24 protein-coding genes are annotated in these 26,581 nt (G+C 60.7%); 5 read left to right on the forward strand and 19 right to left on the reverse strand.

Translation table 11 applies throughout. The annotated features are described in order from the left end of the window. Positions 1-6: 6 nt before the first annotated feature. Positions 7-774, forward strand: coding sequence for a substrate-binding domain-containing protein (locus tag JN524_RS22725; RefSeq protein ID WP_202370781.1), 768 nt, complete (start codon positions 7-9; stop codon positions 772-774). Here JN524_RS22725 and JN524_RS22730 read toward each other — a convergent pair. From JN524_RS22730 to JN524_RS22780, 11 genes are all read right to left on the reverse strand, one after another. After that, a complete protein-coding gene (locus tag JN524_RS22730; protein WP_202370782.1) occupies positions 764-1,678 on the reverse strand; it encodes a LysR family transcriptional regulator in 915 nt (304 codons plus the stop codon). The genes JN524_RS22725 and JN524_RS22730 overlap by 11 nt on opposite strands. A 60-nt stretch (positions 1,679-1,738) precedes the next feature. After that, on the reverse strand, positions 1,739-2,362 hold the full coding sequence (locus JN524_RS22735; RefSeq protein ID WP_202370783.1) for a hypothetical protein: 624 nt from the start codon (positions 2,360-2,362) through the stop codon (positions 1,739-1,741). 97 nt (positions 2,363-2,459) lie between these two features. Then, positions 2,460-3,515, reverse strand: coding sequence for a ketoacyl-ACP synthase III (locus tag JN524_RS22740; protein WP_202370784.1), 1,056 nt, complete (start codon positions 3,513-3,515; stop codon positions 2,460-2,462). Further along, positions 3,512-3,754, reverse strand: coding sequence for an acyl carrier protein (locus JN524_RS22745; RefSeq protein WP_202370785.1), 243 nt, complete (start codon positions 3,752-3,754; stop codon positions 3,512-3,514). Before JN524_RS22745 ends, JN524_RS22740 begins: the two co-directional genes overlap by 4 nt. A 36-nt stretch (positions 3,755-3,790) precedes the next feature. Continuing rightward, on the reverse strand, positions 3,791-5,146 hold the full coding sequence (locus JN524_RS22750) for an ANL family adenylate-forming protein (RefSeq protein WP_202370786.1): 1,356 nt from the start codon (positions 5,144-5,146) through the stop codon (positions 3,791-3,793). 18 nt (positions 5,147-5,164) lie between these two features. Continuing rightward, the gene (locus JN524_RS22755; RefSeq protein WP_103484689.1) at positions 5,165-5,479 is read right to left on the reverse strand and encodes a hypothetical protein; all 315 of its coding nucleotides are present in this window, start codon (positions 5,477-5,479) and stop codon (positions 5,165-5,167) included. 41 nt (positions 5,480-5,520) lie between these two features. Further along, positions 5,521-6,339, reverse strand: a complete 819-nt coding sequence (locus JN524_RS22760) for an SDR family oxidoreductase (protein WP_202370787.1) — start codon at positions 6,337-6,339, stop codon at positions 5,521-5,523. Beyond that, positions 6,339-7,112 (reverse strand): SDR family NAD(P)-dependent oxidoreductase, encoded by a 774-nt coding sequence (locus JN524_RS22765; RefSeq protein ID WP_202370788.1) that lies wholly within the window; start codon positions 7,110-7,112, stop codon positions 6,339-6,341. The genes JN524_RS22760 and JN524_RS22765 overlap by 1 nt, the downstream gene beginning before the upstream one ends. Further along, a complete protein-coding gene (locus tag JN524_RS22770; RefSeq protein WP_202370789.1) occupies positions 7,109-8,290 on the reverse strand; it encodes an oxidoreductase in 1,182 nt (393 codons plus the stop codon). Before JN524_RS22770 ends, JN524_RS22765 begins: the two co-directional genes overlap by 4 nt. Next, entirely contained in the window at positions 8,287-9,363 is a 1,077-nt protein-coding gene (locus JN524_RS22775; RefSeq protein ID WP_237403148.1) for an AfsA-related hotdog domain-containing protein, read from the reverse strand. Before JN524_RS22775 ends, JN524_RS22770 begins: the two co-directional genes overlap by 4 nt. Positions 9,364-9,423: 60 nt before the next feature. Then, the gene (locus JN524_RS22780) at positions 9,424-13,071 is read right to left on the reverse strand and encodes an indolepyruvate ferredoxin oxidoreductase family protein (protein WP_202370790.1); all 3,648 of its coding nucleotides are present in this window, start codon (positions 13,069-13,071) and stop codon (positions 9,424-9,426) included. Between the two features lie 1,250 nt (positions 13,072-14,321). Here JN524_RS22780 and JN524_RS22785 point away from each other — a divergent pair. Continuing rightward, a complete protein-coding gene (locus JN524_RS22785; protein ID WP_202370791.1) occupies positions 14,322-16,130 on the forward strand; it encodes a monovalent cation:proton antiporter-2 (CPA2) family protein in 1,809 nt (602 codons plus the stop codon). A gap of 138 nt (positions 16,131-16,268) precedes the next feature. On the opposite strand, the gene hcnC is transcribed toward JN524_RS22785, so the two are convergent. From hcnC to JN524_RS22805, 4 genes are all read right to left on the reverse strand, one after another. Continuing rightward, entirely contained in the window at positions 16,269-17,528 is a 1,260-nt protein-coding gene (gene hcnC / locus JN524_RS22790) for a cyanide-forming glycine dehydrogenase subunit HcnC (RefSeq protein ID WP_202370792.1), read from the reverse strand. Next, the gene (gene hcnB / locus JN524_RS22795; protein ID WP_202370793.1) at positions 17,521-18,930 is read right to left on the reverse strand and encodes a cyanide-forming glycine dehydrogenase subunit HcnB; all 1,410 of its coding nucleotides are present in this window, start codon (positions 18,928-18,930) and stop codon (positions 17,521-17,523) included. Before hcnB ends, hcnC begins: the two co-directional genes overlap by 8 nt. Then, a complete protein-coding gene (locus JN524_RS22800) occupies positions 18,927-19,241 on the reverse strand; it encodes a (2Fe-2S)-binding protein (RefSeq protein ID WP_202370794.1) in 315 nt (104 codons plus the stop codon). Before JN524_RS22800 ends, hcnB begins: the two co-directional genes overlap by 4 nt. 506 nt (positions 19,242-19,747) lie before the next feature. Beyond that, positions 19,748-20,689: a hypothetical protein gene (locus JN524_RS22805; protein WP_202370795.1), complete on the reverse strand. Its 942-nt coding sequence runs from the start codon at positions 20,687-20,689 to the stop codon at positions 19,748-19,750. 307 nt (positions 20,690-20,996) lie between these two features. Between JN524_RS22805 and JN524_RS22810 the strand changes: the two genes are divergently transcribed. Beyond that, positions 20,997-21,680, forward strand: a complete 684-nt coding sequence (locus JN524_RS22810; protein ID WP_027613239.1) for a response regulator transcription factor — start codon at positions 20,997-20,999, stop codon at positions 21,678-21,680. Next, positions 21,658-23,052 carry a sensor histidine kinase gene (locus JN524_RS22815; protein ID WP_202370796.1) on the forward strand — a complete coding sequence of 465 codons (1,395 nt, stop codon included), beginning with the start codon at positions 21,658-21,660 and terminating at the stop codon, positions 23,050-23,052. Before JN524_RS22810 ends, JN524_RS22815 begins: the two co-directional genes overlap by 23 nt. A gap of 124 nt (positions 23,053-23,176) precedes the next feature. Here JN524_RS22815 and JN524_RS22820 read toward each other — a convergent pair whose 3' ends face one another. Both JN524_RS22820 and JN524_RS22825 read right to left on the reverse strand, forming a co-directional pair. Further along, the gene (locus tag JN524_RS22820; RefSeq protein WP_202370797.1) at positions 23,177-23,587 is read right to left on the reverse strand and encodes an SRPBCC family protein; all 411 of its coding nucleotides are present in this window, start codon (positions 23,585-23,587) and stop codon (positions 23,177-23,179) included. A 30-nt stretch (positions 23,588-23,617) separates the two neighbouring features. Further along, complete coding sequence (locus tag JN524_RS22825) at positions 23,618-24,415, reverse strand: SDR family NAD(P)-dependent oxidoreductase (RefSeq protein ID WP_202370798.1); 798 nt, start codon at positions 24,413-24,415, stop codon at positions 23,618-23,620. Positions 24,416-24,595: 180 nt separating this feature from the next. Here JN524_RS22825 and JN524_RS22830 point away from each other — a divergent pair, with 180 nt between their 5' ends. Continuing rightward, the gene (locus JN524_RS22830; RefSeq protein WP_202370799.1) at positions 24,596-25,255 is read left to right on the forward strand and encodes a methyltransferase family protein; all 660 of its coding nucleotides are present in this window, start codon (positions 24,596-24,598) and stop codon (positions 25,253-25,255) included. 103 nt (positions 25,256-25,358) lie between these two features. Here the strand turns inward: JN524_RS22830 and JN524_RS22835 are convergent, their stop codons facing one another. Then, positions 25,359-26,027, reverse strand: coding sequence for an HAD-IA family hydrolase (locus tag JN524_RS22835; protein WP_202370800.1), 669 nt, complete (start codon positions 26,025-26,027; stop codon positions 25,359-25,361). A gap of 78 nt (positions 26,028-26,105) precedes the next feature. Next, complete coding sequence (locus tag JN524_RS22840) at positions 26,106-26,519, reverse strand: response regulator (protein ID WP_202370801.1); 414 nt, start codon at positions 26,517-26,519, stop codon at positions 26,106-26,108. Positions 26,520-26,581 lie beyond the last annotated feature (62 nt).

Here is a 26,581-nt window from a genome sequence, read left to right on the forward strand (position 1 = left end):
ATCACCTTGAAAAAACTGATCAATCTCAGCGCCATCGCCCTCTTCGCTTTCAGCGCTTTGGCCCATGCTGAACAGCTGAACGTGATGACGTCGGGCGGCTTCACCGCCGCCTACAAAATCCTCGGCCCGAAATTCGCGGCCGCCACCGGCAACACCCTCGATACCCAGCTCGGTCCGTCGATGGGCAAAGCCCCGGAAGCGATCCCCAACCGCCTCGCCCGCGGTGAGCACGCCGACGTGGTGATCATGGTCGGCTATGCCCTCGATGACCTGATCAAACAAGGCAAGGTCGATCCGGCCTCGCGGGTCGAACTGGCGGATTCGCGGATCGGTATGGTGGTGCGTGAAGGCGCGCCGAAGCCGGACATCAGCAGCGTCGAAAGCCTGAAGAAAACCCTGCTCGACGCAAAATCGGTGGCCTACTCCGACAGCGCCAGCGGCGTGTACATCGAGAAGGAGTTGTTCAACAAACTCGGTGTCGAGGATCAACTGAAACCGAAAGCGAAGATGATCCCGAAAGTCCCGGTCGGCTCGGTGGTCGCCACCGGTGATTATCAACTGGGCTTCCAGCAGGTCAGCGAATTGCTGCCGGTGCCGGGGGTGAGTTTTGTCGGCAAGATTCCGGAGTCGGTGCAGTCGGTGACGCGCTTCGCCGCCGGCATCCCGGTCGGCGCGCAGCATCCAAAAGAGGCCAAGGCCTTGCTCGACTACCTCGCCGCGCCTGCCGCTCAGGCTGACGTGCAGGCCACCGGGCTGGATTCGGTCAAGCGCTGATCATTGGCGGCTGGACTTTCATTTCCACCACCAGCCGCTCCAGTTCCAATGCTGCCGGGGTCAACGTGCGACCCCGGCGCTTGATGATGCCGACACTGCGCATCACTTGCGGATCGGTCAACGGCACTCGCGTCAGAATCGGATGATCCGGTCCGGGCATCGCCATCAACGGCACCGCCGCCACACCAAGCCCCGCCTCCACCAGACCAATCATCGTGGTCACATGCCGCGTCTCGCAAATGCTCTGGCGCTGCGGCACCACGCTGCTCAAGGCTTGATCAAGGAGGAAGCGGTTGCCGGACGTCTTGTCCAGCGAGATGTAATCCTGCTGATAGAACTCGTCCCAGGTCACGCTGCTGCGTCCGGCCAACGGGTGATCGCGCCGGCACGCAACGACGTAGCACTCCTGCACAAGCGGTTCGAAATCGACTTTGGCATCCTGCGTGCCGAGAAAACTCAAACCGAAATCCGCCTCGCCGTTGACCACTGCGCTGAGCACATCGTGGGCGCTGGAATCGAGGACTTTGACCTTGATCCGTGGAAACTGCTGGTGATAGCGAGCGACCACCCGCGGCATGAAGTAATAGGCCGCCGACGGCACGCAGGCCACGGTGACATGACCGAGTCGGGTGGATGCGACTTCACTGATGCCCAGCAACGCCACATCCAGATCATCCAGCAAACGCTCGACGCTGGGCATGAAGCCACGCCCGGCCTGGGTCAGGCTGACCTTGCGCGTGGTGCGCTCGAACAGCTTTACGCCGAGGGCGTCTTCGAGCTTCTCGATGCGTCGGCTCAGGGCCGGTTGTGACAGGCGCACGGTGTCGGCGGCCTTGCGGAAACTGCCCTGCTCGACCACGGCGCGAAAGGCTTGCAGGTCGTTGAGGTCGAAGTTGATGGCCATGGCGGGACTCGGAGAGACTGATTCGCAGAGGCTATCAATGTAACCAATTGATGCAGTTTTTTACACAACCCGTTCCGTCGAAAATTGCCGCTGAATGGCAGCAAGGTTACGCCGCCGAATCCAGCCGCTGGCCAGACGAATCAACAGCCAGTAAGGGGTAAACAGCACTTTGCTGCGCGTGGTGGCGCAATACACGAAGGTTTCGGTGCGCAGCGTACGCATGCCTTGAGGGTGTTCGACGACCTGAAAACGCAGCACCAGTTTGGCTACGTGTGGGTCATCCAGAACTTTGAATGCATGAGCGTCAGCGATGTGGCCGGTCTTCAGATCAGGGCGCCAGAAGCGTCCGGCCAGGCCTAGAGACACTTCAGTCGGGGTGCGTTCGAGCAAGGTGAAAGCGTCAAATCCGAACGGCGCAGGTTCCTGCGGCACTGTTCGGTCGCCAAACTTGCGCAGTATTTTCCCCGGCAGTTCGCGCAGGGACAGCAGCACATCGACGACGCGGTCATCGCGCATGTTCAGCGCGCAAACTGCGGCGATGATGGCCTCGGGTTGCGCACGAATCGGGCCTGACTCATGGCGCTCGTGAAACTGGAACAGCGGCAGAAACGGCGAAGGATATTCCCATAGCAGATTGTCCTTGCGCCCGATGATACCCAGTGCGTTGCAGAAGGTGCGGCTCATGACAGCTGTCTCGTTTGATCAGTCGATTTGAACCCGGGCACGGCAGCTTTGCGGGTGGATGCGGGCTTCGCCGCGAAGCTGCCGTGCAGTGCTTGATTCAGGCTTGCAAACGCTCACTTTCTGCCTGAGCGATTTTTTCCGGCACATCGCAAGGCGCCACGGCGACGGTCTGGCGCAGATCCGCCTTCAACGCGCCCCACGACAACCCGGCGCCGAAACCGCACAGCACAACGTGTTCAGCCTGCGGCGTACCCATCGCGGCGTGGCGCGACAACACAATCGGAATCGAGGTGGAGCTGGTGTTGCCGACGCCATCGATGTCGACCGGCATTTTCTCCGCCGCCACACCAATCATCCGCCGCAGGTAGTTGAGCATGAACTCGTTCGCCTGATGCAGCACCAGCAAGTCCAGCGTAGCCGGACTCAACCCCGTGGCATCGAGCAAGGCCTTGACGGTCTGCGGTACCCGGTTCAGGGCAAAGTTCATCACCGCCGTGCCGTCCATCTGTAAACGCTGGATAGTCGCGCAGACGGGATTGCCCTCCTCTCTGGCGTAGGCAATGTCGGAATGCAGCGCGGTACCGCCGCTGCCGTCGGCGCCGCAGATGAATTCGAATTTGCCTTCACCTGCTTCCAGCAAGGTCGCCGACGCGGCGTCACCAAACAGCATTTTCACGTGACGGTCGCGCTCGTCGAGGATCCGCGTGGTGACGTCACCGGTGCACAGCAGGATCTTCTTGCAGGCGCCGGAGGAGATCAGCGCGCCCGCCTGGACCAGCGCACTGATGTAGCCGGAGCAGCCAGCGGCCACGTTCAGCACCAGACAATGCTGTGGCAGGCCGAGCGCCTGCTGCACCACGAAACCGACACCCGGTACCCAGGAATCCGGGGTTTGGGTCACCACGATCAAACCATCGATTTCCTCTGCCGCAGCATGCCCTTGATCGAGCAGGTTGCGGCACGCGGCGATGATCAGATCGGAGGTATACAGGGTTCTGGTTTCGCGGATCGACTGGATACCGGTGCTTTTCGCGATGCGCGCCACTTCCTTGGCACCGAACAGCTCGGCGAAGTCCGCCTCGGTCACCCGCCGCTCAGGCAGTGCAGCCGTGACCGCACGGATGGCGACGTCTTCAATGGTCAGCAGGCTCATGCGGCGTCCTTGATTTTCCGGTCGATCAGATCGAACAGATCCTGCACCGTGACCACGCGCTCGATCTCTTCGCCCGACACGCTCACGCCGGCTTGTTCGAACACCATGGCGACGATGCCGATTCGCGCCATCGAGTCCCAGTTGTCGCTGTTTTCCAGCACGGTTTCACCGCGCAGTTCGGCCGGCGCAATGAACAGGATTTCAGCGATGCTTTCGCGTATTTTTACCAGATCAACCATTGGTCATTTCCTTATAACGTGATGAGTAAACCGGTCTCACGACTGGGCGAGAACGCCGGGGTGACGCATTTTCTTGAAACGGCTGGTGTACAGCGGGCTCTCCGCAATGGAGACCACCCTGGGCAGTTGCTCCTGCGCCAAGACACCGCGAACGTGTTGATACAAGCGAACCTTGAACGCCTCCAGCGCCTCCGGCTCGATCAGCGTGAACCGCGCGGCAACGATCTGCCCGAGCAGCGGATTCGGCTGCGCGTACACGACCACGTCGGAGACGTTTTCCAGGCCCATCAGCACGCTTTCCACGTGCGACGGAAATACCTTCTTGCCGCCGACATTGATCAGATCGACCGCCCGCCCGGTCACCCGAAAGTAGCCGTCATGTTCCTCGGCCAGATCGTGGGTGATCAGGTAGCCATCGTGCGACAGGTCACCGGCGCTGGCCAGGTAGCCGAGCATGTTGGTCGCCCCGCGCACCTGCAAAATGCCGTCGACCACCCGCAGGCTGTAGTTCGGGTCGTCGATCTTCATCCACGCGCTGTCACCGTCCTTGCTGCGACATGGCAGCACGCCGATTTCCGACATCCCGTACAACTGCTGCAACTGCACTTGTGGCAGCAGGCTGGCAATGCGCTGGATCGCTTGCGGTGAACTCGGCTCCGAGCCGAAATAGATGCGCTCCAGGCTACGGGTGTCCCACTTCTGGAACACGCCGGTGACCGTCGCCAGATTGAGCAGCGTCGGCGATACGTGCAGGGTTTGCACATTGAACGATTCGATGCAGCGACCGACCTCTTGCGGCGAGCGTTCCCTGGGCAGGATCAACGTGCCGTGGGTAGCCAGCGCCTGCAAAACCGTGACCAGACCGCCGATGTGATCGAACAGTAAAAACGCCAGAATCGCGCCGCAACGCTCGGCACTCAGGTAGCGCTCGAAGAACGGCGAAATGGCATGCACAACGCCTTTGGCGGGACCTGTCGAGCCTGAGGAAAACACGATGAAACCGGCCTGACGGCGCGACAGCAGTCCGTCAACGGTCGGCGGCACCCGACTGTTTTCGTGACGGGTGACCGCAAACTCCGGCGCCCCGCCGATCACGGAAAACCGTGCCCCTGCAGCGCCCGCCAGATTCGCCAGTTGCTCCTCGTCCTTGGGTACGGAAAGCGCGACCACGTTGTTGTGCTGCCACAGCGCGAACAGCATGCACACGCTGTTGAAGCTGTAGTTGTCGACCAGCAACACACACGAATCGCGCACGGATTTTGCCGCCAGCTCGTCGCCATATGCGGTTATCTGCTGCTGCAACTGATCATAGGTAAAGCGGCCCTCATCGCTGACAATCGCCGCTTGCTTGCCGGCGCTTTTCAGATGCGCCAGAAATTCTTCAACTTGCATACACACCCCGTCGTTCGATCAAACCGCTTGAGCTTGTGCTTGCGCCGCCGACAGCCGATCCATGATGTAGGCGATCAGCGTGCCCAACGTGGCAAACGGTGTGGCGGTGTCGGGCAGGTCGGTGGTATCGGCCAGACGCACGTCAACGCCGAGCTGGCTGCGCAGCTTTTCCTCGACATCGACGATGATCGAAACCAGGGTCAGGGAGTCGATGCTGCCGTCCACACCATAGAGACGGCTGTCTTCCCCACGGGACAAATCGATCGGGGTGCTCAACAACAGATCCTGTTGCCGAACGGCTGACTCGGTCAGCGCTTTGACTTGATTGAACATTCCAACATTCCTTTATTGGCTGATGCAGGTCCCTGCGTTCACTACGCTTGGGACAATGGCGGGTGCGCTTTCTGGTGATCGGCCAGCGCCGTGCGCATGTCGACGAAGATTCCGCTCTTGATCCCGTAAGCCTCGGGCGCGTCAATCACCGCCAGGATGTCTTTTGCACGTTGCGCGGGCGACACCATGTAACCGGGCGCCAGGGCTCGTTGTTGCAGCGACTTGAGGTCGGCGAAGTCAGCGGTGCGCTGGCTGAAACTCACCTGCCGCGACAAACCGGTATCGACGTTGCACAGGCCGAGTACGGCAAAAAAGATCTCCGGGTTTTCTTCGGCGTAGACGCCGGCCAATGCCGCCAGCGCGGCTTTCGACAGGCTGTACGGCAGCGTACCCGCGCGAAAGCGCACGCCGGCCATCGAGGCCGATAGCACGCAAGTCGCCGGCCGCGGTGCCGAAGCCAACATCAGATCGAGAATGGCTTTGTTGGCCAGCACATTGACGTTGAGCACATGCTGCAATTCGTCGAGGGTGAAGTCACCGCCACGTCCCGGCACGTTGCCGCTGACCCCGGCATTGAGGAAAAACCGGTCGACGCCGAGCTCCAGAACCTCGGCAAAGTTATCCTTGAACAGCTCGCCCATCTCACTCGGCCGCGAGAGATCGAACGGCCGAAAACGGAAATTCGGATGGTCCATCAGTGCATAGGGCTGACGCCGTGCGGTGCCAAAAACCGTATGGCCGTTTTGCAGATGCAGCTGCGCCAGCGCCTCGCCGATACCGCTGCTCACACCGGTGATGAACACCCGGTGTTTGCCCTTCTCGCGCGAGCCGGTGCCGGGATTGCGTTTGACCGTGTGCATCAGAATTTACCGGCGGAGAAGCCGCCATCCACCGGCATTACGGTGCCAGTGACAAACGAAGAGGCATCACTGAGCAGCCACAGGATCGCGGCAGAGATTTCGCCGGGATTGGCGAAGCGTTTCATCGCCGTGACCTGCAACTTGTGCCTGGTAGATTCCGGATTGGCTTTCAGGCGTTCCTCGGAGTTCATGCCGCCCAGCGTCGGGCCCGGGCACACGGCATTGACGCGAATCGAATGCCGCTCAGGCAAAGCCTCTTCAGCGCATTCAATCGCGCAAACCTGGGTCAGCATGTTCAGCGCAGCCTTGCTGGTGGAATAGGCGCTTTGCCTGGCAACCCCCAGCAGACCGGCGCAGGACGAGACGTTCACGATCGAGCCACCCGCATGCTTCGAGATCAGATTGGTCTCGTGCTTGAGCAACAGCAGCGGGCCCAGCAGGTTGATCTCCAGCACACGTTTCCAGTCAGGGAAATCCATGTCGCGGATCGGTGCATGTCTGGAGGTGACGCCGGCATTGTTCACCGCCAGATCGAGTCGGCCGTGTTTGTCATTGATGATGCGGAACAGCTCGATGACCGAGGCTTCGTCGGTGACGTCACTTTTGATGAACGTGCAGTTGTCGCCGAGGCGACTTTGCGCCGTCAGGCCGTCGTCTTCGTTGCGTCCGGTGATGTAGCAGATGCAGCCGGCTTCGATGAGTTTCTGGCTGACATCGAAGCCGATCCCGCGTGTGCCCCCGACAACAAGGGCGATCTTGGCGCTGAAGTTCATTTCAGGTTTTCCTCGTAGTGCTGTTGTAGTTGTTCTGGCCGTCGATAGTCAGGATTGACGCAGCAGTAGACGCGCTCGGCCATCGGTTCTTTCTTGTCGCGAAAACAAAAGGCATCGCCTCGACAGCGATTGACCTGATTCGCTCGCCCCGCCAGTTGCTTGGCGACAAAGTGGTTGTCGGCGAGCATGGCGCGGCCGAAGCCGACAAAATCGGCATCGCCGCTGGCGATGATTTCGTTGGCTTGCGCCACGTTTGCCACCGAGCCGGTAAACCCCAGCGGAATGCGCACGAAGCGTTTCAGATAGCGGCAGCCTTCCCGCGACATGGCCAAGGCTTGTTCGGTGTTCTTGAAAAAGAAGCGGAAGGTCTCGCTGATACCCAGCGAGCAGGTAATCGCTGCGACCCCGCTGGCTTCCAGCGCCGCGACGACGTCACCCAACAGCGCCGCGTGTTGGCCTTCTTCACCGAGGCCGTCGTCCATGCCCAGGCGCACGGTGACGGCCACTTTGTGGTCGGTGGCCTGGCGAATGCCTTCGACAATCGCCAGCAGCAGCCTGGCGCGCCTGAGCGGCGTACCGCCCCAGTCGTCCTCGCGTTGATTGGTCTTTGGCGAAAGAAAGCTGCTGATCAAATAGCCGTTGGACGCCTGCAACTGAATCAGCGTGGCGCCGGCCTGTTGCGCGTAACGGGCGGCAGCGCAGAACTGCTCGATGCAGCGCTGAATCTGCGCCTCTGACATCGCCACTGCCCGTGCCTGGGGATGGGCGCTGAGCACCGTCGGCGAGGCGATACCGCTGGGCGTCAGAATGATCCCTTGCTTCGACGGCAAAGACTGCGGCCCGTAATGCTGCAGTTGCACCCCCAGCGGAAAACCACGCTCCCGCGCCGCTTCAAACAGCGGACGCAGGGCCTGCGCGTGGGCTGCCGAAGTCAGGCGCAGACCGCGACTGTTGTACCGCGCATCGGCGTCCACGCTGGCATTGCCGAGAAAACCGAAGCCGGCGCCGCCGTCCATCAAGGCTTGATAAACCGAAAAAAACGCCGGCAGCGGGAAGCCGTGTTCGTCACACAGATCCATGCCGAGCGAAGAAAAATACAGACGGTTTTTCGCCACTGCATGCGCGCCGAAATGCAGCGCCTGGGTGGCCGCCTGCAAGCCTGGGTTTTCATTGATCATTGCTTCAGCGCCGCCAGCGCCGGCTCATCGAGGTGAACAAAGCCGCGCTTGATCATGTCGCTGATCACCTGCAGGCCGCTGAAATCCACCCCGGCAAACTCCCACGACGCATGCTGTCCCTGTCCGGCAGGACGGATGCTGGCGGTGAAGCTCAGCTTGCCTTCGTAGAGGATGTGCAGAGTGACCGGGTCGGGCAGATCCGCCGTGGTCGTTACGCAACCGGTCTTGCCCAGACCCAACAGTTGCACCTGGGCCTTGCGCCCCTGCTGGTCGCTGACCGTGCAGGCCAGCTTCGACGGCTGCAGCGGTGCAAACCAGTCATTGGAGTAGATGAAGATATTGCGGGTCTTTTCGAACAGCGGCATATCGATCACCGTGGCCTTGGTATCGACCGTGGCGAACAGGGTCTGGCGCTGATAGAACGCAACCCGCAGATGGATTTTCTTCGGTGAGGTGTCATCGCTCGGGGTCATGTTGTCGACCACCAGCTCAATCGGGTACATCAGCTCGGCGTAGGCGAAGAAGCTCGCGTTCAGCTCGTTGACGCTGACGGTGACGGCGCCGCGTGCATGATCGGTGTGATGGTACAAATGGTGATAGACCGCCTGACGCGCCGCTTCAATGAACATCGTTCCCGGCACATGTTCGTGGGCCTTGCGATAGAAGAAGTAGTTGTCGGCGTTATTGATCAAGCGAAATGAACTGGCGCGGCGGATCGGCGGGATCGATTCGCACAGGGCGGCGACGGCAAACTCCAGGCTGTCGATCCTTGCTTCAGCCGATTCCAGTTGCGCGGCGACGATCTGGTAAGGCAGCGCTCGCACCTGGCTCCATTCATCATCGGCACCGACGCCGTCCATCCGGCTCTTCTTCTGCAGCACGGGCGCAATCTCGAAGCGCCGCTGCTGGTTGCCGCCCGCGACGTAATTGCGCACCAACGGGTTATGCCCATTGGCCTCGATCAGTGCTTCGTTCACATACAGCGGCAGCGCGTCTCTCGGTGCACAAATCAAAACGTCGTCAGCCGAACCCTTGTGCAGAAGGTCGGGGGAAATGCTGTCGTTATTCATCATGGTCAGCTCATCTCGGTAGTTGTTGTATTTTTTCTTGTGCAGGGCTGGCGCCAGCCTCCGTCAGGAGGCTTCCATCACGTCGCGTTCCTCTTCTGCGCCCAGTTGCCTGGCGATGACGGTGGATGGCTGCCACGACTCGACACCGTGAATGACCGGTTTGTCCGCCAGAATCTGCTCAACGAGTTGTTGCTCGCGCAGGCGTACCGCCGCGATCGAACGCTCCTTGACGTGGCCGTAGCCGCGAATCGAATCCGGCAGGTTCGCCCATGCGACGAACGCCGACAGGTTGTCCGAGTTCAGTTTCGGTAACAGGCGTTGCAGGGTTTGCTCGTAGTCACTCAGCAAGCGGCGTTCTTCGCGGCGCTCGGCGGAAAAGCCCAGCGGATCGAACCGGGTGTGACGCAACACTCGGCCCTTGGCCAGCACCTTCAGCAGCGGCAGAATCCAGCCGGAGAAAGCGACCTTTTTCGGCTCGCCAGTGCTGTCCTGCTTCTTGCGCAGCAGCGGCAAGGCAAAGTGGAATTTCAGACGAATGCCACCGTCGAACCGGGCTTTGAGCGAGTCGGTGAAACTGCGGGTGGTGAGCAGCCGCGCAACTTCGTACTCGTCCTTGTAGGCCATCAGCTTGAACAAGTTGCGTGCCACTGCTTCGGTCAAGGCACTCTCATCACCGGCCGCCGGCAGCGCCCGCAGTTGCTCGATGACGTTGCGATAACGCGCCGCATACGCTGCGTTCTGATAGGCCGTCAGGAACTCGCTGCGGTTGTCGATCAGTTGCTCAAGGCTTTCGCGGCGGCCGCACATGTCGCTGATGTCGCGGATCGCAATCGTCGACACGGCATCCACTGGCTGATCGAGATAAGGCGCGGCAAACGCCGGGTCCTGCGCCCACAACCGTCCCCAGGCGAAAGCCAGATGGTTGACAGCGGCGCTGCCGGCCAGATCGATGGCCTTCTGCAGTGCCGGCAGCGACACCGGTACCGTGCCCTTCTGCCAGGCGTAACCGAGCAACAACATGTTGGCCTGCATCGGGCTGACCAGCGAGTTCGCCAACTGCCCGGCGTCCAGGCTGTGGAACTGCTCGGCGCCGACCTTCTCTTTCAAAAACGCTTGTATCGCGTCGGTTTCAATACTCAGTTGCGTGTTACGCAACATCGCGCCGGTCTGGGTCAGCGCACTGTTGGCGATGACCACGGTTTTTTTCCGCCGCAGCGTTGCCAGTGCATCGTCTTCGCTGGCCACCACCAGATCGGCCGCGAGCAGCAGGTCGGCGCCGCCGATATCGATGCGATGCTGGTGCAGCGCATCGGCATGACCGGCCAGACGCACATGGCTCAACACCGCACCGCCCTTCTGCGCGAACCCGGTAAAATCGAGCACGCTGACCGCGCGGCCGTCGAGGTGGGCCGCCATGGCAATGGCCCGCGCCACGGTCACGACGCCGGTACCGCCGACACCGGCCAAAAGCATTTCGTACGGCCTGTCGAGCGACCGCGGTGCCTGCGGCAGCGCCAGCGCTCCGGCCCGCGCCAGCACTTCGGCGCTGTCGGCCAGTTTGCGCGGACGTTGCCGCGGCTTGCCGGTCACCGTCACGAAGCTTGGGCAGAAACCCTTGATGCACGACAGATCGGTATTGCACGAGTGCGGATCGATGCGGCGTTTGGCGCCGAACGGTGTTTGTACCGGGATCACAGACAGGCAGTTGGATTTGACCTGGCAATCGCCACAGCCTTCACAGACCGCTTCATTGATCACCACCTCGGTTTTTAGCAACGGCGCCGGCAACTGCTTCTTGCGTCGACGCCCTTCGACCGCGCAGACCTGATCGAAAATCAGCACGCTGACGCCACGGGTGTCGCGCAACTGCTGCTGCACTTCTTCGAGCTTTTCCCGGTGAAACACTTCGATGCCCTGAGGCAGGCTGTCATGCGCCTGATAGCGTTGCAGGTCGTCCGCCACCACCACGATTCGCTGGGCGCCTTCGGCCTTGAGCAGCTCGACGGCTTTTTTCACCGTCAGCTTGCCGTCGATAGGCTGGCCGCCGGTCATGGCCACCGCGTCGTTGTAGAGCAGTTTGTAGGTGATGGTTGCGCCGGCCGCGATAGCCTGCCGTACCGCGAGGAATCCGGAGTGGAAAAAGGTGCCGTCGCCAATGTTCTGAAAGATGTGCGGGGTCTGCACAAACGGTGCCTGCCCCAGCCAGTCGACCCCTTCCCCGCCCATCTGCACGCTGCCGGTGGTCGAGCGTTCGGGCATGCGTGCGGCCATGGCATGGCAGCCGATACCGAGCCGCGCTTCACTGCCCTTGGGCACCTGGGTCGAGGTGTTGTGCGGGCACCCCGAACACAGATAAGGCGTGCGGCGGATCCAGTCGTCGACCCGCGAAACGCAGGGCGTAAGCCAGAAATCCGGAAGGCTCGGTTCGAGACCCAGAGCAGGCAGGCGCTGCTGCAGCAGCGCGGCGATGCGCGACGGGCGCAGCTCTTCGTGATCGGAAATCAGCGCTGCGCCGTTTTCGTCGGTCTTGCCGATGATCACCGCACGCTGGTCGTGGGCAGCGTTGTAATACTTCTGCTTGAGCTGCTCTTCGACGATTGCCTGCTTCTCTTCGATGATCAGCACCTTGCCAGCCCGCTGGGTCCAGGCGTCCAGCACCGGCGACAGCGGATAAACCAGGTTGATCTTGAGCAATGCGACGCCGGCATTTTCCAGCTGTTCGAGGGCAATGCCGCATTGCTGCAAGGCCTGGCGTACATCGCCATAGGCCTTGCCGACCGCGGCGATGACCAGTGTCGGTTGTGCCGGCGCGGTAACCGCCGTGTCGATCGGGTTGGCCAGGGCAAAGGCCCGGGCGGCATCGAACTTGAAAGCGGTGCGGCGTTCGATCTGCATACCCGGCAGATCCGGCCAGCGCCAGTGCAGACCGTCCGGGCCCGGATTGATCTCGGGGGTGACGAATTCGGGCAGCGGCGAGGACTCAACCGAAGTCGTTGCCTCGACCGTCTCGGTGATCGCCTTGAAACCCACCCACAAACCGGAGACGCGTGACAGCGCCCAGCCCCACAGGCCGCAGCGTTCGTAGTCTGCCAGTCCCGCCGGGTGAATCACCGGCAAGCCCCAGGCCATCAGCGTGCGATCGGATTGGTGGGACATCGACGAGGACACGCAACCGTGATCGTCGCCGGTAACCACCAATACCCCGCCGTTGGGCGACGAGCCATAGGAAGTGCCATGTTTGATCGCGTCGCCGGAACGATCGACGCCCGGCCCCTTGCCGTACCACATGCCAAACACGCCGTCATACAGACGCTGCGGATCGGTTTCGACGCGCTGGGTGCCGATCAGGGCCGTTGCCGCCAGATCCTCGTTGATCGCCGGCAAAAAGCGGATGTTGGCGTTTTCCAGAACACTCTTGGCCTTGACCAGCTCCCGGTCCACGCCCCCCAGCGGCGAGCCGCGATAACCGCTGACGAATCCCGCGGTGCGAATGCCGTTGGATCGATCAAGGGCAGCCTGGGACAGCAGCAATCTCACCAGGGCCTGCTGGCCGCTGAGAAAAATGCGCTCATTGGGCTGCGCGTGTTCCCGGCAGTACATCGAGCGGCTGTCATGGTTTTCGATCCGCGACAAGGTGGTTTGCGCCTCATCAGCGGCGAGTTTGTCGGGTTGCAGGCGTTGACGTTCTGAATCAATGGAATCCAAGTACACAGTTTCAAATCCTTATGAAAACTTCACATTGAATGTGCTTATTTGCGCACTACAGCAGAGGTTGCATCAAAACTTTCGACCGCAACACGACGGTGATTCGGGCGATATGAATACCTGATCAGACGCGCAGAAAGACGCACTCGCACGGTTCCGCGACATCTCGGGAACACATCGAGTTATTTCAATCTTTCTTAACAGCCAGCGCAGAACCCGGTACTAATATTCAATTCCTTATGAAAACTTTACTTTAAACATACTTGTATATTCACCAATGCGAGCACAACTCAGCCTCGCCATTTTGCACAGGCGATAGTTGCGGAAAACACGCAAACAGTTGTTCACCACAAAATGATTGGCTTGAGTTACTGCCCCATCAAATACAAGTAAAAAGTCTCAAATCCTTGTGAAAACCTTACTTTCAACGCACAGACCAGCACGGCCGAATGCGTCACCTGCGGCTCGGAAATCAAGCGAGTGCACAGGGGCTTTTCGGCTTTTTGAAAAGGAGATGTTCTCGGCTGAACCCACGAATTCCCGGGGTTCTATCGAATGATTGTCATGATTTTGACGACGTGACAATGACGTCGCGATTTCAGCCGCTGCACGATCCTGAGCTGCTCCCGGGCAAATGCCGGGGACGAGCTGATCGAGCCGAAATCGAAGCGGTTCCGATCCAATGGAATCCAGATACAAAGTTTCATTCCTTATGAAAACTTCACACGACCGTCCTGGTCGCTTTATTACAGCCGTTATAAAACGGTCAGCATCTCGGGCAAAAAATAGTAGGTTCGGAGCGCCCCCTTGTCAATCGTTGTAACAAACATTTAATGGCAAATCGCAAACCATGAACTATCTGGTTCACGCAATCATCACAGTGCATTGTCCATGACACGCTTTACATTATCGAATCGGCTGTCCAACTCTTGGATTAACACACGATCACTCTTCAATCCATTGCAATGCAAAACTTCGTCCATCGCCAGCAATTATCGGTCAGTCACGCAATGGCTCGGCAATATCACGCCCGCGCACTCTAAGACCAAAGTATTACTTTACATAAACGGATAACAGGAAAAGCACCTTTGCCCGTGCAACAACTTTCAAGGTGCCTGATGCTCACCGATGCCAAGTCGTTCATGCCCCTATAAAGATATGGATCGATGAATCGCTGCCCGACAGCAGCTGTGGTGTGACTGGAAGTCAGCCTTTATCCTTGTCACCCCCGCCGTACCGCTGTCAGGAGTCAACCCATGCCCCATGAAGGCAATCTGTTACAAGCCGCTGTCGTGTTTCTCTTCGCAGCCGTGCTCACTGTGCCCTTGGCCAAACGCCTGCAACTGGGCGCGGTGCTCGATTATCTGTTGGCGGGGGTGATCATCGGCCCGTCGGTGCTCGGTCTGATCGGCAATCCGCAGAGCGTCGCGCATATTTCCGAGTTGGGCGTGGTGTTGCTGCTGTTCATCATCGGCCTTGAGCTGTCGCCACGCCGCCTGTGGGTGATGCGCAAATCGGTGTTCGGCGTGGGTCTGGCGCAGGTGCTGCTGACGGCGGCGGTGATCGGTGTGCTGGCGTTGTACGTGTTCGGTCAGCCACTGAACAGTGCGATTGTGCTCGGCCTTGGTCTGGCGCTGTCGTCCACCGCATTCGGCCTGCAAAGCCTGGCCGAGCGCAAGGAACTGACCAGCCCGCACGGGCGGCTGGCGTTCGCGATTCTGCTGTTTCAGGACATCGCCGCGATCCCGTTGATCGCGCTGGTGCCGATGCTCGCCGGCAGCGCCCACGCCAGCAGTAACGCGGAAAGCCTGAACCACGGTCTGCAGGTACTTGGCGGGATCGCCGTGGTAGTGGTCGGCGGGCGGTATTTGCTGCGGCCGGTGTTTCGCGTGGTGGCGAAAACCGGTCTGCCGGAGGTCTCCACCGCCACCGCATTGCTGGTGGTGATCGGCACGGCGTGGCTGATGGATCTGGTCGGCGTGTCGATGGCCCTCGGGGCTTTCCTCGCTGGCCTGCTGCTGGCGGATTCGGAATATCGCCATGAACTGGAAGCGCAGATCGAGCCGTTCAAGGGCTTGCTGCTCGGGTTGTTTTTCATCAGCGTTGGCATGGGCGCCAACCTGAGTCTGCTGCTGAGTGCGCCGATCACCGTGCTGGGTCTGACGCTGCTGCTGATTGGCTTGAAGTTGCCGCTGCTGTTTGTGGTCGGGCGTCTGGCCGGTGGGCTGACCAAAGTCAGTGCGATTCGCCTGGGTATCGTGCTCGCGGCCGGCGGTGAGTTTGCCTTTGTGGTGTTCAAGATCGGGCGTGATCAGGGCCTGTTCGAACCGCGCCTGTATGACTTGCTGGTGCTGACCATCACCCTGTCGATGGCGTTGACGCCGCTGCTGTTGTTGATCTGCGCACGGCTGGTCAGCCCGAAAGTGCAGCCGGTGGAGGTGCCGGAGAAATTCCGCGAGATCGACACCGAGGCGCCGCGCGTGGTGATTGCCGGCATGGGCCGGATGGGCCAGATCGTGGCGCGGATTCTACGGGCGCAGAACATCAAGTTCGTGGCGCTGGACACGTCGGTGGAAACCATCGAACTGTCGCGCAGTTTTGGCGGCGTGCCAGTGTTCTATGGCGACCCGATGCGCCCGGAAATCCTCAATGCGGCAAAGGTCGGCGAGGCCGAGTATTTCGTAATTGCCACGGATGATCCGGATACCAACATCAAGACCGCGGAGATCGTGCGCAAGCTGTATCCGCACATGAAGATCATCGCCCGCGCACGTAACCGTCAGCACGTGCACCGCTTGGTCGATGTCGGTGCCGAAGCGATTCGCGAGACCTATTACTCCAGCCTGGAAATGAGCCGCCGCACGCTGGTCGGCCTCGGTCTGACCCAGGCCCAGGCCGATGCGCGGATCAAGCGCTTCAAGCACCACGACGAACAGGTGCTGGAAGCCCAGCACGCGATCTACGACGACGCGGCCAAAGTCCTGCAAACCGCCCAGGAAGCCCGGGCGGAACTGGCGCGGTTGTTTGAGTCTGATCAACTGGAAGAAGAAGCGCGCAAGGCCTGAATTCAGCACAACTCCTACACAATTGCTCGGCAAACTCGACCTCTGTAGGAGCTGCCGCAGGCTGCGATCTTTTGATCTTAAAAAGCAAAATCAAAAGATCGCAGCCTGCGGCAGCTCCTACAGGGATTGTGGATTGGGTCAGGCCAGCTCTAACTCAAGCTCTTGCTTGACCGGCGCCACCTCAAACCGATCCGCCAGGAACGGTGTGATATCCAGCGGCAGCGCCTCCTGGTTGACCAGTTTGTCCAGCAGCACGCCGGTGATCGCTGAGGTCAGAATACCGGTGCGGAAGTGTCCGCAGGCATTCAGGTAACCCTCCACCCCACGCATCGGCCCGAGGATCGGCAGTTCATCCGGCGAGCCCGGACGCAACCCGGCCCAGGTGCGCTTGAGGTTGACGTCCTTGAGTTCCGGCAGGCAACGCACCGCGCCCTGCACCAGCCCGGCGATTTCCGGATAGGTGGTGGTGACGTCGAAGCCTTTGTCTTCGGTAGTGCTGCCGATCAGGATCTCGCCGTTATCCTTCTGCGCCACATAGCAGTCGCTGGTGGTCAGGCAGCCGTTGAGGATCTTCGGCATGCGCTCGGTCAGCAGAATCTGGCCCTTGACCGGTTTCACCGGAATCCGCACACCGGTGGCCCACTCGCTCAAATCCGCCGCCCATGCACCAGCAGCATTGATCAGCGTCTTGCAGTGGAACACGCCCTCCTCGGCCGTCTGCACACCAGTCACGCGGCTGCCGTGGTGCAACACACCGGTGACGTTGGTGTTGACGAAGATATCGACGCCATTCTGCCGCGCGCCTTCCATGTAGGCATCGGCGAGACGGAACGGGCTGACCTGGTGATCGCAGAGAAACTCCAGCGCGCCGCGCGCCTCGTGGCTGACGCTCGGCTCGGCCTGGCGCAGCGCGGCCTGATCGAGCCAGCGCACCTGATCGGCCAGATGCGGAATGCAACTGACGATGTGCTCGGCGTAGAGCCGGTCTTCGTCGTCATAGATGACGAACTTCAGTCCGGTCTTTTCGAACTTGAAATCCATCCCGTGCCTGTCCTTCAACTCGCGGTGCAACGCCGGGTACAACGCGTTGGACTGCAAGGCGAAATCGAAAAACGACTCCGGCAGGATGTGCGGCGTGCTGGCGTCCACCGCGACCGCCGCGCCCTGGGTTTCGCGCTTGCGGTTGGCCGACATCATGCGGAAGAAAATCACCCCGCAGCCCAGCCCCACCGACTCGCCGATGGCCCACAAGCCTCCGGCCGAAGCGCGGGTCGCGTTGCCCGGGCGCTTGGCGTCGATCACCGCCACTTTGAGGCCCTGTCGCTTGGACAATTGATAGGCGCAGGACGCCCCGATCACGCCGCCGCCGGCAATGATCACGTCATAGAACTTACTCATGGGATGCGGCCTCCGTGCCGACGGACTGGAACGCGGAAAAAGGAATCGGATCGATCGGGAAACGCGGGCGCAGCCAGCCGACGTCCTTGCGCCCGGTGGCCTGACGCAGACGGTCGCTGCAGTAGCCTACACACATCCGCCCCTGACAATCGCCCATGCTGACGCGGGTGCGCATTTTCAGGCTGGCGATGTCTTGCACGCCCTGCTCCAGCGCCAGATCGATGTCCGCGCGGGTGGCGTGTTCACAGCGGCAGATCACGGTGTCGGCGGCCGGCAAAGCGGTCTGGCCGACACCGCGTTCGGTGTAGCGATCAACAGCCGCGCGGAAGCGCACGATGGATTTGAGTTTGCCCAGGTAACGGTCGCGGCGAACCCGCGCCAGCTCTTCTTCGATCACCCCGCGTTGAAGGAGGATCGAGGTGGCGGCGATCTTGCCGGCGAGCATCGCCGCTTCACCACCGCGAATCCCGCCCATGTCACCGGCCAGATGCACGTGCGGCTCGTTGCTTTGCTGCCAGTTGTTCGAATTGGCGCGTAGGTAGCCGTCGTCGCTGAAACCGTGATCGAGGCCCATCTGCTGACTGAGTTGGGTGCGCGGGATGAAGCCGTAACCGACCGCCAGGGTCTGCGCTTCGAAGCGCTCGATCCGCGTCAGATCAGGCTCCCAAATGGCCGAGTACGGCGCGACAGTGACGCTTTTCAGTTCACCTTCGCCGTGCGCTTCGACCACGCCCCAGCCGTAGTTCATCGGGATACCGTGCAGTTTCAGGTAAGCGAGCATGCTCAGGCCGTCGAGAAACAGTTGCGGTTTGTTCAGCAACGCCAGGCTTTCGCGGGCGATCTTGCCGAACGCGCAGGCTTCGTACACGCCCGCGACCTTGACGCCGGACGCGTGCAGCTGCGTGGCCACCAGCGGCAGCAGCGGCCCGGTGCCGGCGATGATCACCGGCCCTTGCGGCTTGACCACGCCACTTTTGATTTGCAGTTGCAGGCCGCCGAGCATGATCACCCCCGGCAGGGTCCAGCCGGGAAACGGCACGCTGCGTTCGTGGCAGCCGGCGGCCAGCAGCAATTGCGGATATTCGATCTCGTGCAATTGCTCGTCGCCGTCGAGCACCACCAGCGCGCGGGTGCCTTCGGCGCCGACCACGCGGTGATTGAGGCGCACGTCGATCAGCCCGGATTGCGCCTGAAAATCACCGTGCAGTTTGCTCAGGGCTTCGGAATAGCGCGGCCCGAGATAATCCAGTTGCACGCCATCGCGCAACGGCCCGCGATAGACCACGCCGCCGAGGCGCGAGGCTTCTTCGAGCAAGGTGCAGCGCACACCGTGGCGCGCCAGTTCGATGGCAGCCGCCATCCCCGCCGGACCACCGCCGACGATCACCGGTTGCAGGCTCATACAACCTCCTGCTCGTTGATGCGGTTGACCTGGGTTTCAATCTGCATGCCGTCGCGCACCACGGTCTGGCAGGCGCGGCGCTTGTGGCGGCCGTTGATTTTCACCAGGCAGCACTGGCACACGCCCATGCCGCAGTAGGCACCGCTGATCTGGTTGTGATCGTTGCGTGCGACCTGGCGCACGCCGAGGGACTGAATAACGCTGAGGACGGTTTCGCCGATGGCCGCGGTGATCGCTTGGCCGTTGATGTGTACAGTCATATCCGCCTGGGTCAGGGGCTGGATATCGAAGGTGCGTTCTAGGCAGTGCATTACGATGTTCATCCGTGAAAAGGTTCGGGTGGGGTTTACGTCAGCTCCTTGCTGCGCTCTGCCTGGCGACCCGCTCTGATTATTTGATGGGGGTCTGCCGGGCTACTCCATGAGCGCAGCAAATTGCGCACCGGAGCACTGTAGTCGATACCGCGACAAGGGCCTGGATCTTTTAAGTTAGGTGATATCGCGAGGGTGAATATTGATCCAGATCGACAAATCATCATCCCCTCACACGAACACCTGTTGGAGCTGCCGAAGGCTGCGATCTTTTGATGTTGTTTTTTAAAATCAAGATCAAAAGATCGCAGCCTTCGGCAGCTCCTACATGAAGAAGGGCCAGACCAGATATGAAAAAGCCGCTTTCACCGTGAAGTGAAAGCGGCCGAGGCATGGGCCTCAATAGAGCATTTGGATCAGTGTACGAACAGGGCGATCAGGATGATGATCGGGATCGGCACACCGAGGAAGAACAGAAGTAGAGAGCGCATGGTGATTCTCCTTGTTTAACGAACTGGAGGCAGTGTGGTGGTGGCGGTGTATGTCTCGACTTCGACGTACTCCACCGCATCCCGACGACGACCGCCGTAAGTGGCGGCGAGACTGGCGAAGAACGCACCGGCCAACAGTGCAATGAACATCCACAGCGAGGTCCAGGCAGCGACTTTGGCAGCGGTATCGGCAGCCTGTTGGGCTTTGACTTTGGCGTCAGCGATGGCTTTCTGAGTGCGGGCATAAACTTCATCGACGCGTTTCTCGGCGTCGGCCTGACTCAGGTTGGTCCGTTGTGCAACCAGTTGTGCGAGGTAGGTACGGTCTTCAGGGCTGAGTTGGCCGTTGGCCAGGCTCTGGGCGAAGATCCGGGTCACCGCACCGTGAGCGGCGTCATCGCTGACGGACGCTGGGCGGTCATCACGGAACAGGCTGTCGACAAAGTAACCGTACTGATCGCTGTTGGTGTTGGCTGCGGCAGTACCGGCCGCCTGAGTCGCGGCAGCTGCTGCGCCACCGGCAACACTGGCACCGGCCTGCACACCGCCACTGATCACACTGCTGACCGAGCCGACCACAAGCACTGCGGTGACCAGAGTAGCCACGCACCAGGCAAGGAAACCATGGGCAGTATCACGGAAGTACACTTCATCACCGTGCATGTTGGCCCATTTCACCCGCAGCCGACCGGCGATGTAGCCACCCAGACCGGAGGCGATGATTTGCGTCGCCGCCAGCCAGACAATCGTCGAAATCCCCAGACCTTTGGCGCTGATGCCCTCCCCGGCCCAAGGTGAAACGGCAGAGAATCCCAAACCGAAGCCAAGCAGCACCAAAATCATCGACAGTGCTGCGGCCGCCGCTGCGCCCGCGAAAATCGCGCCCCAGGACACGCCTGACACGTTGCTCGACTCTCCTTCGAAGGCAGGATAAAACCCATCAGAGGATCTATTCATTGTTGTAGTGCTCCAGGCATGAAAAATGGTGTTACAACTCGTCACGAGATGAATTGCAGCGACCGTGCCAGTCGAGAGCCCGAAATAAATCCTTCAATTTCAATGATTTAAAAAGACTGAACTTCTACATTCATTGCAATTTGCAACAATGGACGGAAAGCAGCGGGTTTTATGCATTGACGCCAACGCCGCGAAGCGCCCCGAATTGACGTTTGTGACAGGCTATACATGAAAGTTAATTTAAAGCGCGACGCAAAATACTTGGCAAAATGCTGCCATTCCGTTTGAATCGATCAAGGCTTGCTCTATGACTCGTATTTTGACCATCGAAGACGACGCCGTGACTGCCCGTGAAATCGTCGCCGAACTCAGCAGCCACGGCCTGCAAGTGGATTGGGTCGACAATGGCCGCGAGGGCCTGGACCGCGCCGTCAGCGGCAACTACGACCTGATCACCCTCGACCGCATGCTGCCGGAACTCGATGGCCTGGCCATCGTCACCACTCTGCGCACCATGGGCGTGGCCACGCCGATTCTGATGATCAGCGCCCTCTCCGATGTCGATGAGCGCGTGCGCGGCTTGCGCGCCGGCGGCGATGATTACCTGACCAAACCGTTCGCCACCGACGAGATGGCCGCACGTGTGGAAGTGCTGCTGCGCCGGCAGAACAGCGTTGCCACTCAGGCCACCACGTTGCAGGTCGCCGACCTCGAACTGGATTTGATCAGCCACGAAGCACGCCGCGCCGGGCAGGTGCTGACGCTGCTGCCGACCGAATACAAGTTGCTGGAATTCCTCATGCGCAACAGCGGGCAGATCCTGTCGCGGATGATGATTTTCGAAGAAGTCTGGGGCTATCACTTCGACCCGGGCACCAACCTGATCGACGTACACATCGGTCGTCTGCGCAAGAAGATCGACGCGGCGGGCAATGTTCCGCTGATTCGCACGGTACGGGGCTCGGGTTATGTCATTGCCGAACCCGTCTGACGGCTGGCGCTCCTCCAGCAGTCGACTGCTGGCGCTGTACAGTTCGCTGTTCGTGGCCTGGAGCGCGATCCTCATGGGGGTCATGTATTTCGAGGTCTCCAGCTATCTCGATAACCTCGCCAAGCATTCGCTGATGCAACGTCAGCATCTGTTTTCGCACTTTCGCGGTGAGCAGCTGGAAGAAGCACTCGCCGCCAGCATGACCTTCGATATCCGCGGCATCGACGCCTATGGCCTGTTCGACGCCCAGGGTGTTTACCTCGGCGGTGCCTTGCAGCAACTGCCCGAAGGCTTGCCGCTGGATGGCAAGATCCACACCCTGGATGACTGCGCCGACTCTGACGACCCGACCCTGCCCGCCGACAGCTGCGACGCGGTGGCAACCCAGACTCGCGACGGTCGCTGGCTGGTGTTGTTGCGCGACAACGGCTCGCTGTTCGCGGTGACGCGGATCATTCTGCATGCATTGTTCTGGGGTGTATCGCTGACCATCCTGCCGGGGATTGCCGGTTGGCATTTGCTGCGCCGCCGACCGATGCGCCGCATCCGCGCGATTCAAGACAGCGCGCAGGCGATTGTCGCCGGCGACCTGACCCACCGTTTGCCGCTGTCCAACCGCCGCGATGAACTGGACATGCTCGCCGCCATCGTCAACGCCATGCTCGATCGCATCGAGCGGCTGATGCATGAAGTCAAAGGCGTGTGCGACAACATCGCTCACGACCTGCGCACCCCGCTGACACGCTTGCGTGCGCAGTTGTATCGCATGCAACAGCAGGCCGGTGAGGGTTCGCAGGAAGCGGCGCAACTGGATCTGGTGCTGGCCGAGGCCGATACGCTGATGGCGCGGTTTCGCGGGTTGCTGCGGATTTCCGAGCTGGAAGATCGTCAGCGCCGCTCAGGTTTTGTCGAGCTCGATCCGGTGCAACTGCTGGAAGAACTGCATGAGTTTTATCTGCCACTGGCCGAGGAAGGCGAACTGCTGTTCGTACTGAACATGCCGGAAACCCTGCCGCCGCTCAATGGCGACCGGGCGTTGCTGTTCGAGGCGCTGGCGAATCTGTTGAGCAACTCGATCAAGTTCACCCCGGCAGGCGGTACGGTGATTTTGCGTGGTGTGAATGACGGTGGGCATACGCGGATCGAAGTCCACGATTCCGGACCGGGTATCCCCGAAGCCGAGCGTGAGGCGGTGTTCCAGCGTTTCTATCGGGCCGAGGGTGGACAACCGCAGAGCGGCTTTGGTCTGGGTCTGTCGATTGTCGCGGCGATTGTCAGCCTGCATGGCTTCAATCTTGAGGTGGGCAGCAGTGAGCTGGGCGGTGCGCAGCTGGTGCTGGATTGTCGACAGAGTTTGATCGCCAACTCCTGATGTCACATGGATCCCCTGTGGGAGCGAGCTTGCTCGCGAATGCGGTGTGACAGTCAATGAAGATGTTGACTGATCCGACGCCTTCGCGAGCAAGCTCGCTCCCACAGTTTTTGCGTTTTGTCTGTCAAACCGGATAGTTCGCCCGCAGCGCCTCAAGGCCACCCTGATAGATGCCATTGAACAGCGCCACCACTTCCTCATCACTCACGCCCTTGGCGTTGAAGCGTCCCGACCAGGTCACTCGGGCGCCCGGCCCCAGGGCTTCGACCTTGATAGTCGCCAGATAGTCAGTCGCCGGGAACGGTGCCTGTTCGATCGAGTAGCTGTAGGTCCTGGCCGCGTTGTCGAACGCTTGCAGACGCTCGATCACTACACTGCCATCGGCGGTTTGCAGGGTGCGCACGCGTCCGCCTTCGCTCAGTTCACTCTTGGGAATCAACGGCAGCCAGTCCGGCAGCGTGTTGAAGCCGCCGATCAATTGCCAGACCTGATCGGCCGAAGCCGGGATGTCGATGGTTGCTGTTGCAGTTGCCATAAATAAACGTTTCTCCAGAGTCTTCGCGGTTCAGATCGCCATACTGTCGACTACACCGCCATCCACGCGCAAGGCCGCGCCAGTGGTGGCGGAGGAAAACGGCGAAGCGATGTACGTGACCAGATGCGCCACCTCGGCAACATCGGCCACCCGCTGGATGATCGACGTCGGCCGCGCCCTGCGCACGAAAGCGTCGGCTTCTTCGCGCAGGTTGCGGCCGGACTCGGCCGCAGCATCCTTGAGCATGTGTTCCACGCCACCGGTAAACGTCGGCCCCGGCAGGATCGCATTGACCGTCACGCCAGTGCCCGCCAGACGCTTGGCCAAGCCATGGGACACCGCGAGGTTGGCGCTTTTGGTCACGCCGTAATTAAGCATGTCGGCCGGGGTCGCCACACCGGATTCCGAAGACAGGAAAATCACCCGCCCCCAGCCCTGCTCGACCATCGCCGGCACGTAATGGCGCGACAGACGCACGCCGGAGATCACGTTGATCTCGTAGAAACGCGTCCACTCACTGTCCGGGGTGTCGAAGAAATCCACGGCATCGAAAATGCCGAGGTTGTTCACCAGAATGTCGGCGCGTGGTTCGGCGGCCAACAGTTTTTCCGCACCTTCGGCGGTGCCCAGATCGGCCGTCAGACCGCGCAGTTGCGCACCCGGCACGTGCTGGCGAATGCTCGCCAGCGCCTGCTCGACCTTGGCCGTTTCACGCCCGATCACCACCACCGTGGCTCCGGCTTCGGCCAGTGACTGGCTGATGCCCAGACCAATGCCACCCGTGCTGCCGCTGACGATGGCCAGTTTTCCACTCAAGTCGATTTTCATGGGTTCACCTCTTCGATGGGCAATACACGGACAATTTGAAGGAATGAATCAGCGTAGACGTGATATTGGCCGGGTGAAGGCGTTGCCGACCAAACACCGGCATTGCAAGGCGCATGGCAACATCATGGCCGGTGGTGACGTCCTACACTGAAAGGGTCAGCCCTCAGTCAAGAGATAACCATGAAAATGTCTGCGCAAATGACCGTGGTCGCAGTGCTGGCCACCCTTGCCTATCTGGGGCTGGCGGTGTGGGGCATCGGCGGGCCGGCGGCGTTCTTCTCGCATGGAGCGCTGGTGCTGGTGGCGCTGGCCACGGTGCTGATGGTGGTGGCGTCGCTGTTCACCGATGTGAACATGAGTTCGGGCGAGCGCGAGGACCGGGCCAATCGCTGGGTGATTCCGGCGTTCGGCGTGATCGGTCTGGTCAGCGGTTTTCTTCCGGCGTACTGCGACCGCATCGACTTCTGGACCTTCGGCGCGGAAGGCGTGCGCTGGCTCGGCGCCTTGCTGTTTATCGTCGGTGGCGCGCTGCGGCTGTGGCCGGTGTTTTTACTGGGCCGGCGGTTCAGCGGCCTGGTGGCGATTCAGCCAGGGCATCGGTTGGTCACCGACGGCATCTACACGCGCCTGCGCAATCCGAGCTATCTGGGGTTGGTGGTCAATGCCGTGGGCTGGGCGCTGGCGTTTCGTTCCAGTATCGGGCTGATTCTGGCGGCGCTGACGTTGATCCCGCTGATCGCGCGCATTCACTCGGAAGAGGCGCTGCTGCGCGGGCAGTTTGGTGCTGAGTACGAGGCTTATTGCGCGCGCAGCTGGCGGTTGCTTCCGGGAATCTACTGACCCCTGTAGGAGCTGCCGAAGGCTGCGATCTTTTGTCTTTGATTTTCAAAAGCAAGGTCAAAAGATCGCAGCCTTCGGCAGCTCCTACAGGGAATGGGTGATATCAGGTTTTTTGCAGGTGCAGTTGGCCTTGGCTGTCGACAACGACGCGCAACGACTCATAACTGTCGATAGTTGCGTGGCGGGTTTCGAGGGGATGCTGGTGCGTTGTGGTGATGATCATCAGCGCCGCTCCGGCAGCTTCGGCGGCCTGGATACCGACGGTGGCGTCTTCGAAAATCAGGCAGTCGCCAGCCTCAAGCCCCAGGCGCTTTGCCGCCAGACGATAACCCGCCGGATCGGGTTTGCCAGCCGTCACATCCTCCGCCGTGATCATCACTGCAGGCTCGCAAATCCCCGCCGCTGCCATTCGCCGCAACGCCAGATCCCGTGGCGCCGACGTCACCATCGCCCAGCGCTCACTCGGCAAGGCGTCGAGAAACGCCGCGGCCCCGGGAATCTGCACGATCCCTTCGACATCATCGATCTCCGCTTGCGCGATAAACGCCGCTTGCGCCTCGGCGTCCACTCCCGGCAGATTCAGCCGGCGGATGGTGTCGATGGCGCGGGCGCCATGGATGGTCGGCAGGAAACTCTCGACATCAACCCCGTGGCGCTCGGCCCACGCGGCCCAGACGCGCTCGGCAGCGGCAATGGAGTTGAGGACGGTGCCGTCCATGTCGAACAGGAACGCGCCGAACGCGCGGTCGAAGGCGTTATCGTGAGCAGACAAAAGGTCGCATCCTTTGACAGAACTGGGCGGATTGGCCGGGCAATGTAGCATTTTTGCCCGGCGATTCGACCCGGCGCTTCAATGCAAGCGTGGCGCCTTGGACTTGAACGCGCTATCGACACAATCCAGCAACTGGCCGATGGCCCACGGCTTTTTGATAAACGCCACCGGATGCTTGACCCCGGAAGTCTCCGGGGTTTCATAACCGGACATGACCATCACTGGCTTGTCCGGCCAGCGCTCGCCGACCAGATTGGCCAGCCCCGCTCCGTTGATTTCACCGGGCATGGTGATATCGGTGAGCAGCAGCGCGACTTCCGGCGCGTGCTCCTCCAGATACAGCTTGGCTGCATCCGCGCTGGTTTGCGGCTCGACCTTGAAACCTTCCTCCTGAAGAATTTCGCAGAGAAACTCCAGAATCAACGGGTCGTCCTCAACCACCAGAATCAACCCGCCAGGAAGGAGCGCGCTCGGTGTCGGTGTTGGACTCATGAACTGGCACTCCCTGAATTGCATTAACGACTTAGCGGCTCGAATCCGCTGCTTATCTGGTA

The organism is Pseudomonas sp. MWU318 (assembly GCF_016756945.1).
Lineage (GTDB): Bacteria > Pseudomonadota > Gammaproteobacteria > Pseudomonadales > Pseudomonadaceae > Aquipseudomonas > Aquipseudomonas putida_A.

Excerpts from the sequence above, each read along its gene's own strand:
- JN524_RS22730 (WP_202370782.1), bottom strand. The coding sequence starts at position 1,678 with ATGGCCATCAACTTCGACCTCAACGACCTGCAAGCCTTTCGCGCCGTG.
- JN524_RS22735 (WP_202370783.1), bottom strand. The coding sequence starts at position 2,362 with ATGAGCCGCACCTTCTGCAACGCACTGGGTATCATCGGGCGCAAGGAC.
- JN524_RS22740 (WP_202370784.1), bottom strand. The coding sequence starts at position 3,515 with ATGAGCCTGCTGACCATTGAAGACGTCGCCATCCGTGCGGTCACGGCT.
- JN524_RS22745 (WP_202370785.1), bottom strand. The coding sequence starts at position 3,754 with ATGGTTGATCTGGTAAAAATACGCGAAAGCATCGCTGAAATCCTGTTC.
- JN524_RS22750 (WP_202370786.1), bottom strand. The coding sequence starts at position 5,146 with ATGCAAGTTGAAGAATTTCTGGCGCATCTGAAAAGCGCCGGCAAGCAA.
- JN524_RS22755 (WP_103484689.1), bottom strand. The coding sequence starts at position 5,479 with ATGTTCAATCAAGTCAAAGCGCTGACCGAGTCAGCCGTTCGGCAACAG.
- JN524_RS22760 (WP_202370787.1), bottom strand. The coding sequence starts at position 6,339 with ATGCACACGGTCAAACGCAATCCCGGCACCGGCTCGCGCGAGAAGGGC.
- JN524_RS22765 (WP_202370788.1), bottom strand. The coding sequence starts at position 7,112 with ATGAACTTCAGCGCCAAGATCGCCCTTGTTGTCGGGGGCACACGCGGG.
- JN524_RS22770 (WP_202370789.1), bottom strand. The coding sequence starts at position 8,290 with ATGATCAATGAAAACCCAGGCTTGCAGGCGGCCACCCAGGCGCTGCAT.
- JN524_RS22775 (WP_237403148.1), bottom strand. The coding sequence starts at position 9,363 with ATGATGAATAACGACAGCATTTCCCCCGACCTTCTGCACAAGGGTTCG.
- JN524_RS22785 (WP_202370791.1), top strand. The coding sequence starts at position 14,322 with ATGCCCCATGAAGGCAATCTGTTACAAGCCGCTGTCGTGTTTCTCTTC.
- hcnC (WP_202370792.1), bottom strand. The coding sequence starts at position 17,528 with ATGAGTAAGTTCTATGACGTGATCATTGCCGGCGGCGGCGTGATCGGG.
- hcnB (WP_202370793.1), bottom strand. The coding sequence starts at position 18,930 with ATGAGCCTGCAACCGGTGATCGTCGGCGGTGGTCCGGCGGGGATGGCG.
- JN524_RS22800 (WP_202370794.1), bottom strand. The coding sequence starts at position 19,241 with ATGCACTGCCTAGAACGCACCTTCGATATCCAGCCCCTGACCCAGGCG.
- JN524_RS22805 (WP_202370795.1), bottom strand. The coding sequence starts at position 20,689 with ATGAATAGATCCTCTGATGGGTTTTATCCTGCCTTCGAAGGAGAGTCG.
- JN524_RS22810 (WP_027613239.1), top strand. The coding sequence starts at position 20,997 with ATGACTCGTATTTTGACCATCGAAGACGACGCCGTGACTGCCCGTGAA.
- JN524_RS22815 (WP_202370796.1), top strand. The coding sequence starts at position 21,658 with ATGTCATTGCCGAACCCGTCTGACGGCTGGCGCTCCTCCAGCAGTCGA.
- JN524_RS22820 (WP_202370797.1), bottom strand. The coding sequence starts at position 23,587 with ATGGCAACTGCAACAGCAACCATCGACATCCCGGCTTCGGCCGATCAG.
- JN524_RS22825 (WP_202370798.1), bottom strand. The coding sequence starts at position 24,415 with ATGAAAATCGACTTGAGTGGAAAACTGGCCATCGTCAGCGGCAGCACG.
- JN524_RS22830 (WP_202370799.1), top strand. The coding sequence starts at position 24,596 with ATGAAAATGTCTGCGCAAATGACCGTGGTCGCAGTGCTGGCCACCCTT.
- JN524_RS22840 (WP_202370801.1), bottom strand. The coding sequence starts at position 26,519 with ATGAGTCCAACACCGACACCGAGCGCGCTCCTTCCTGGCGGGTTGATT.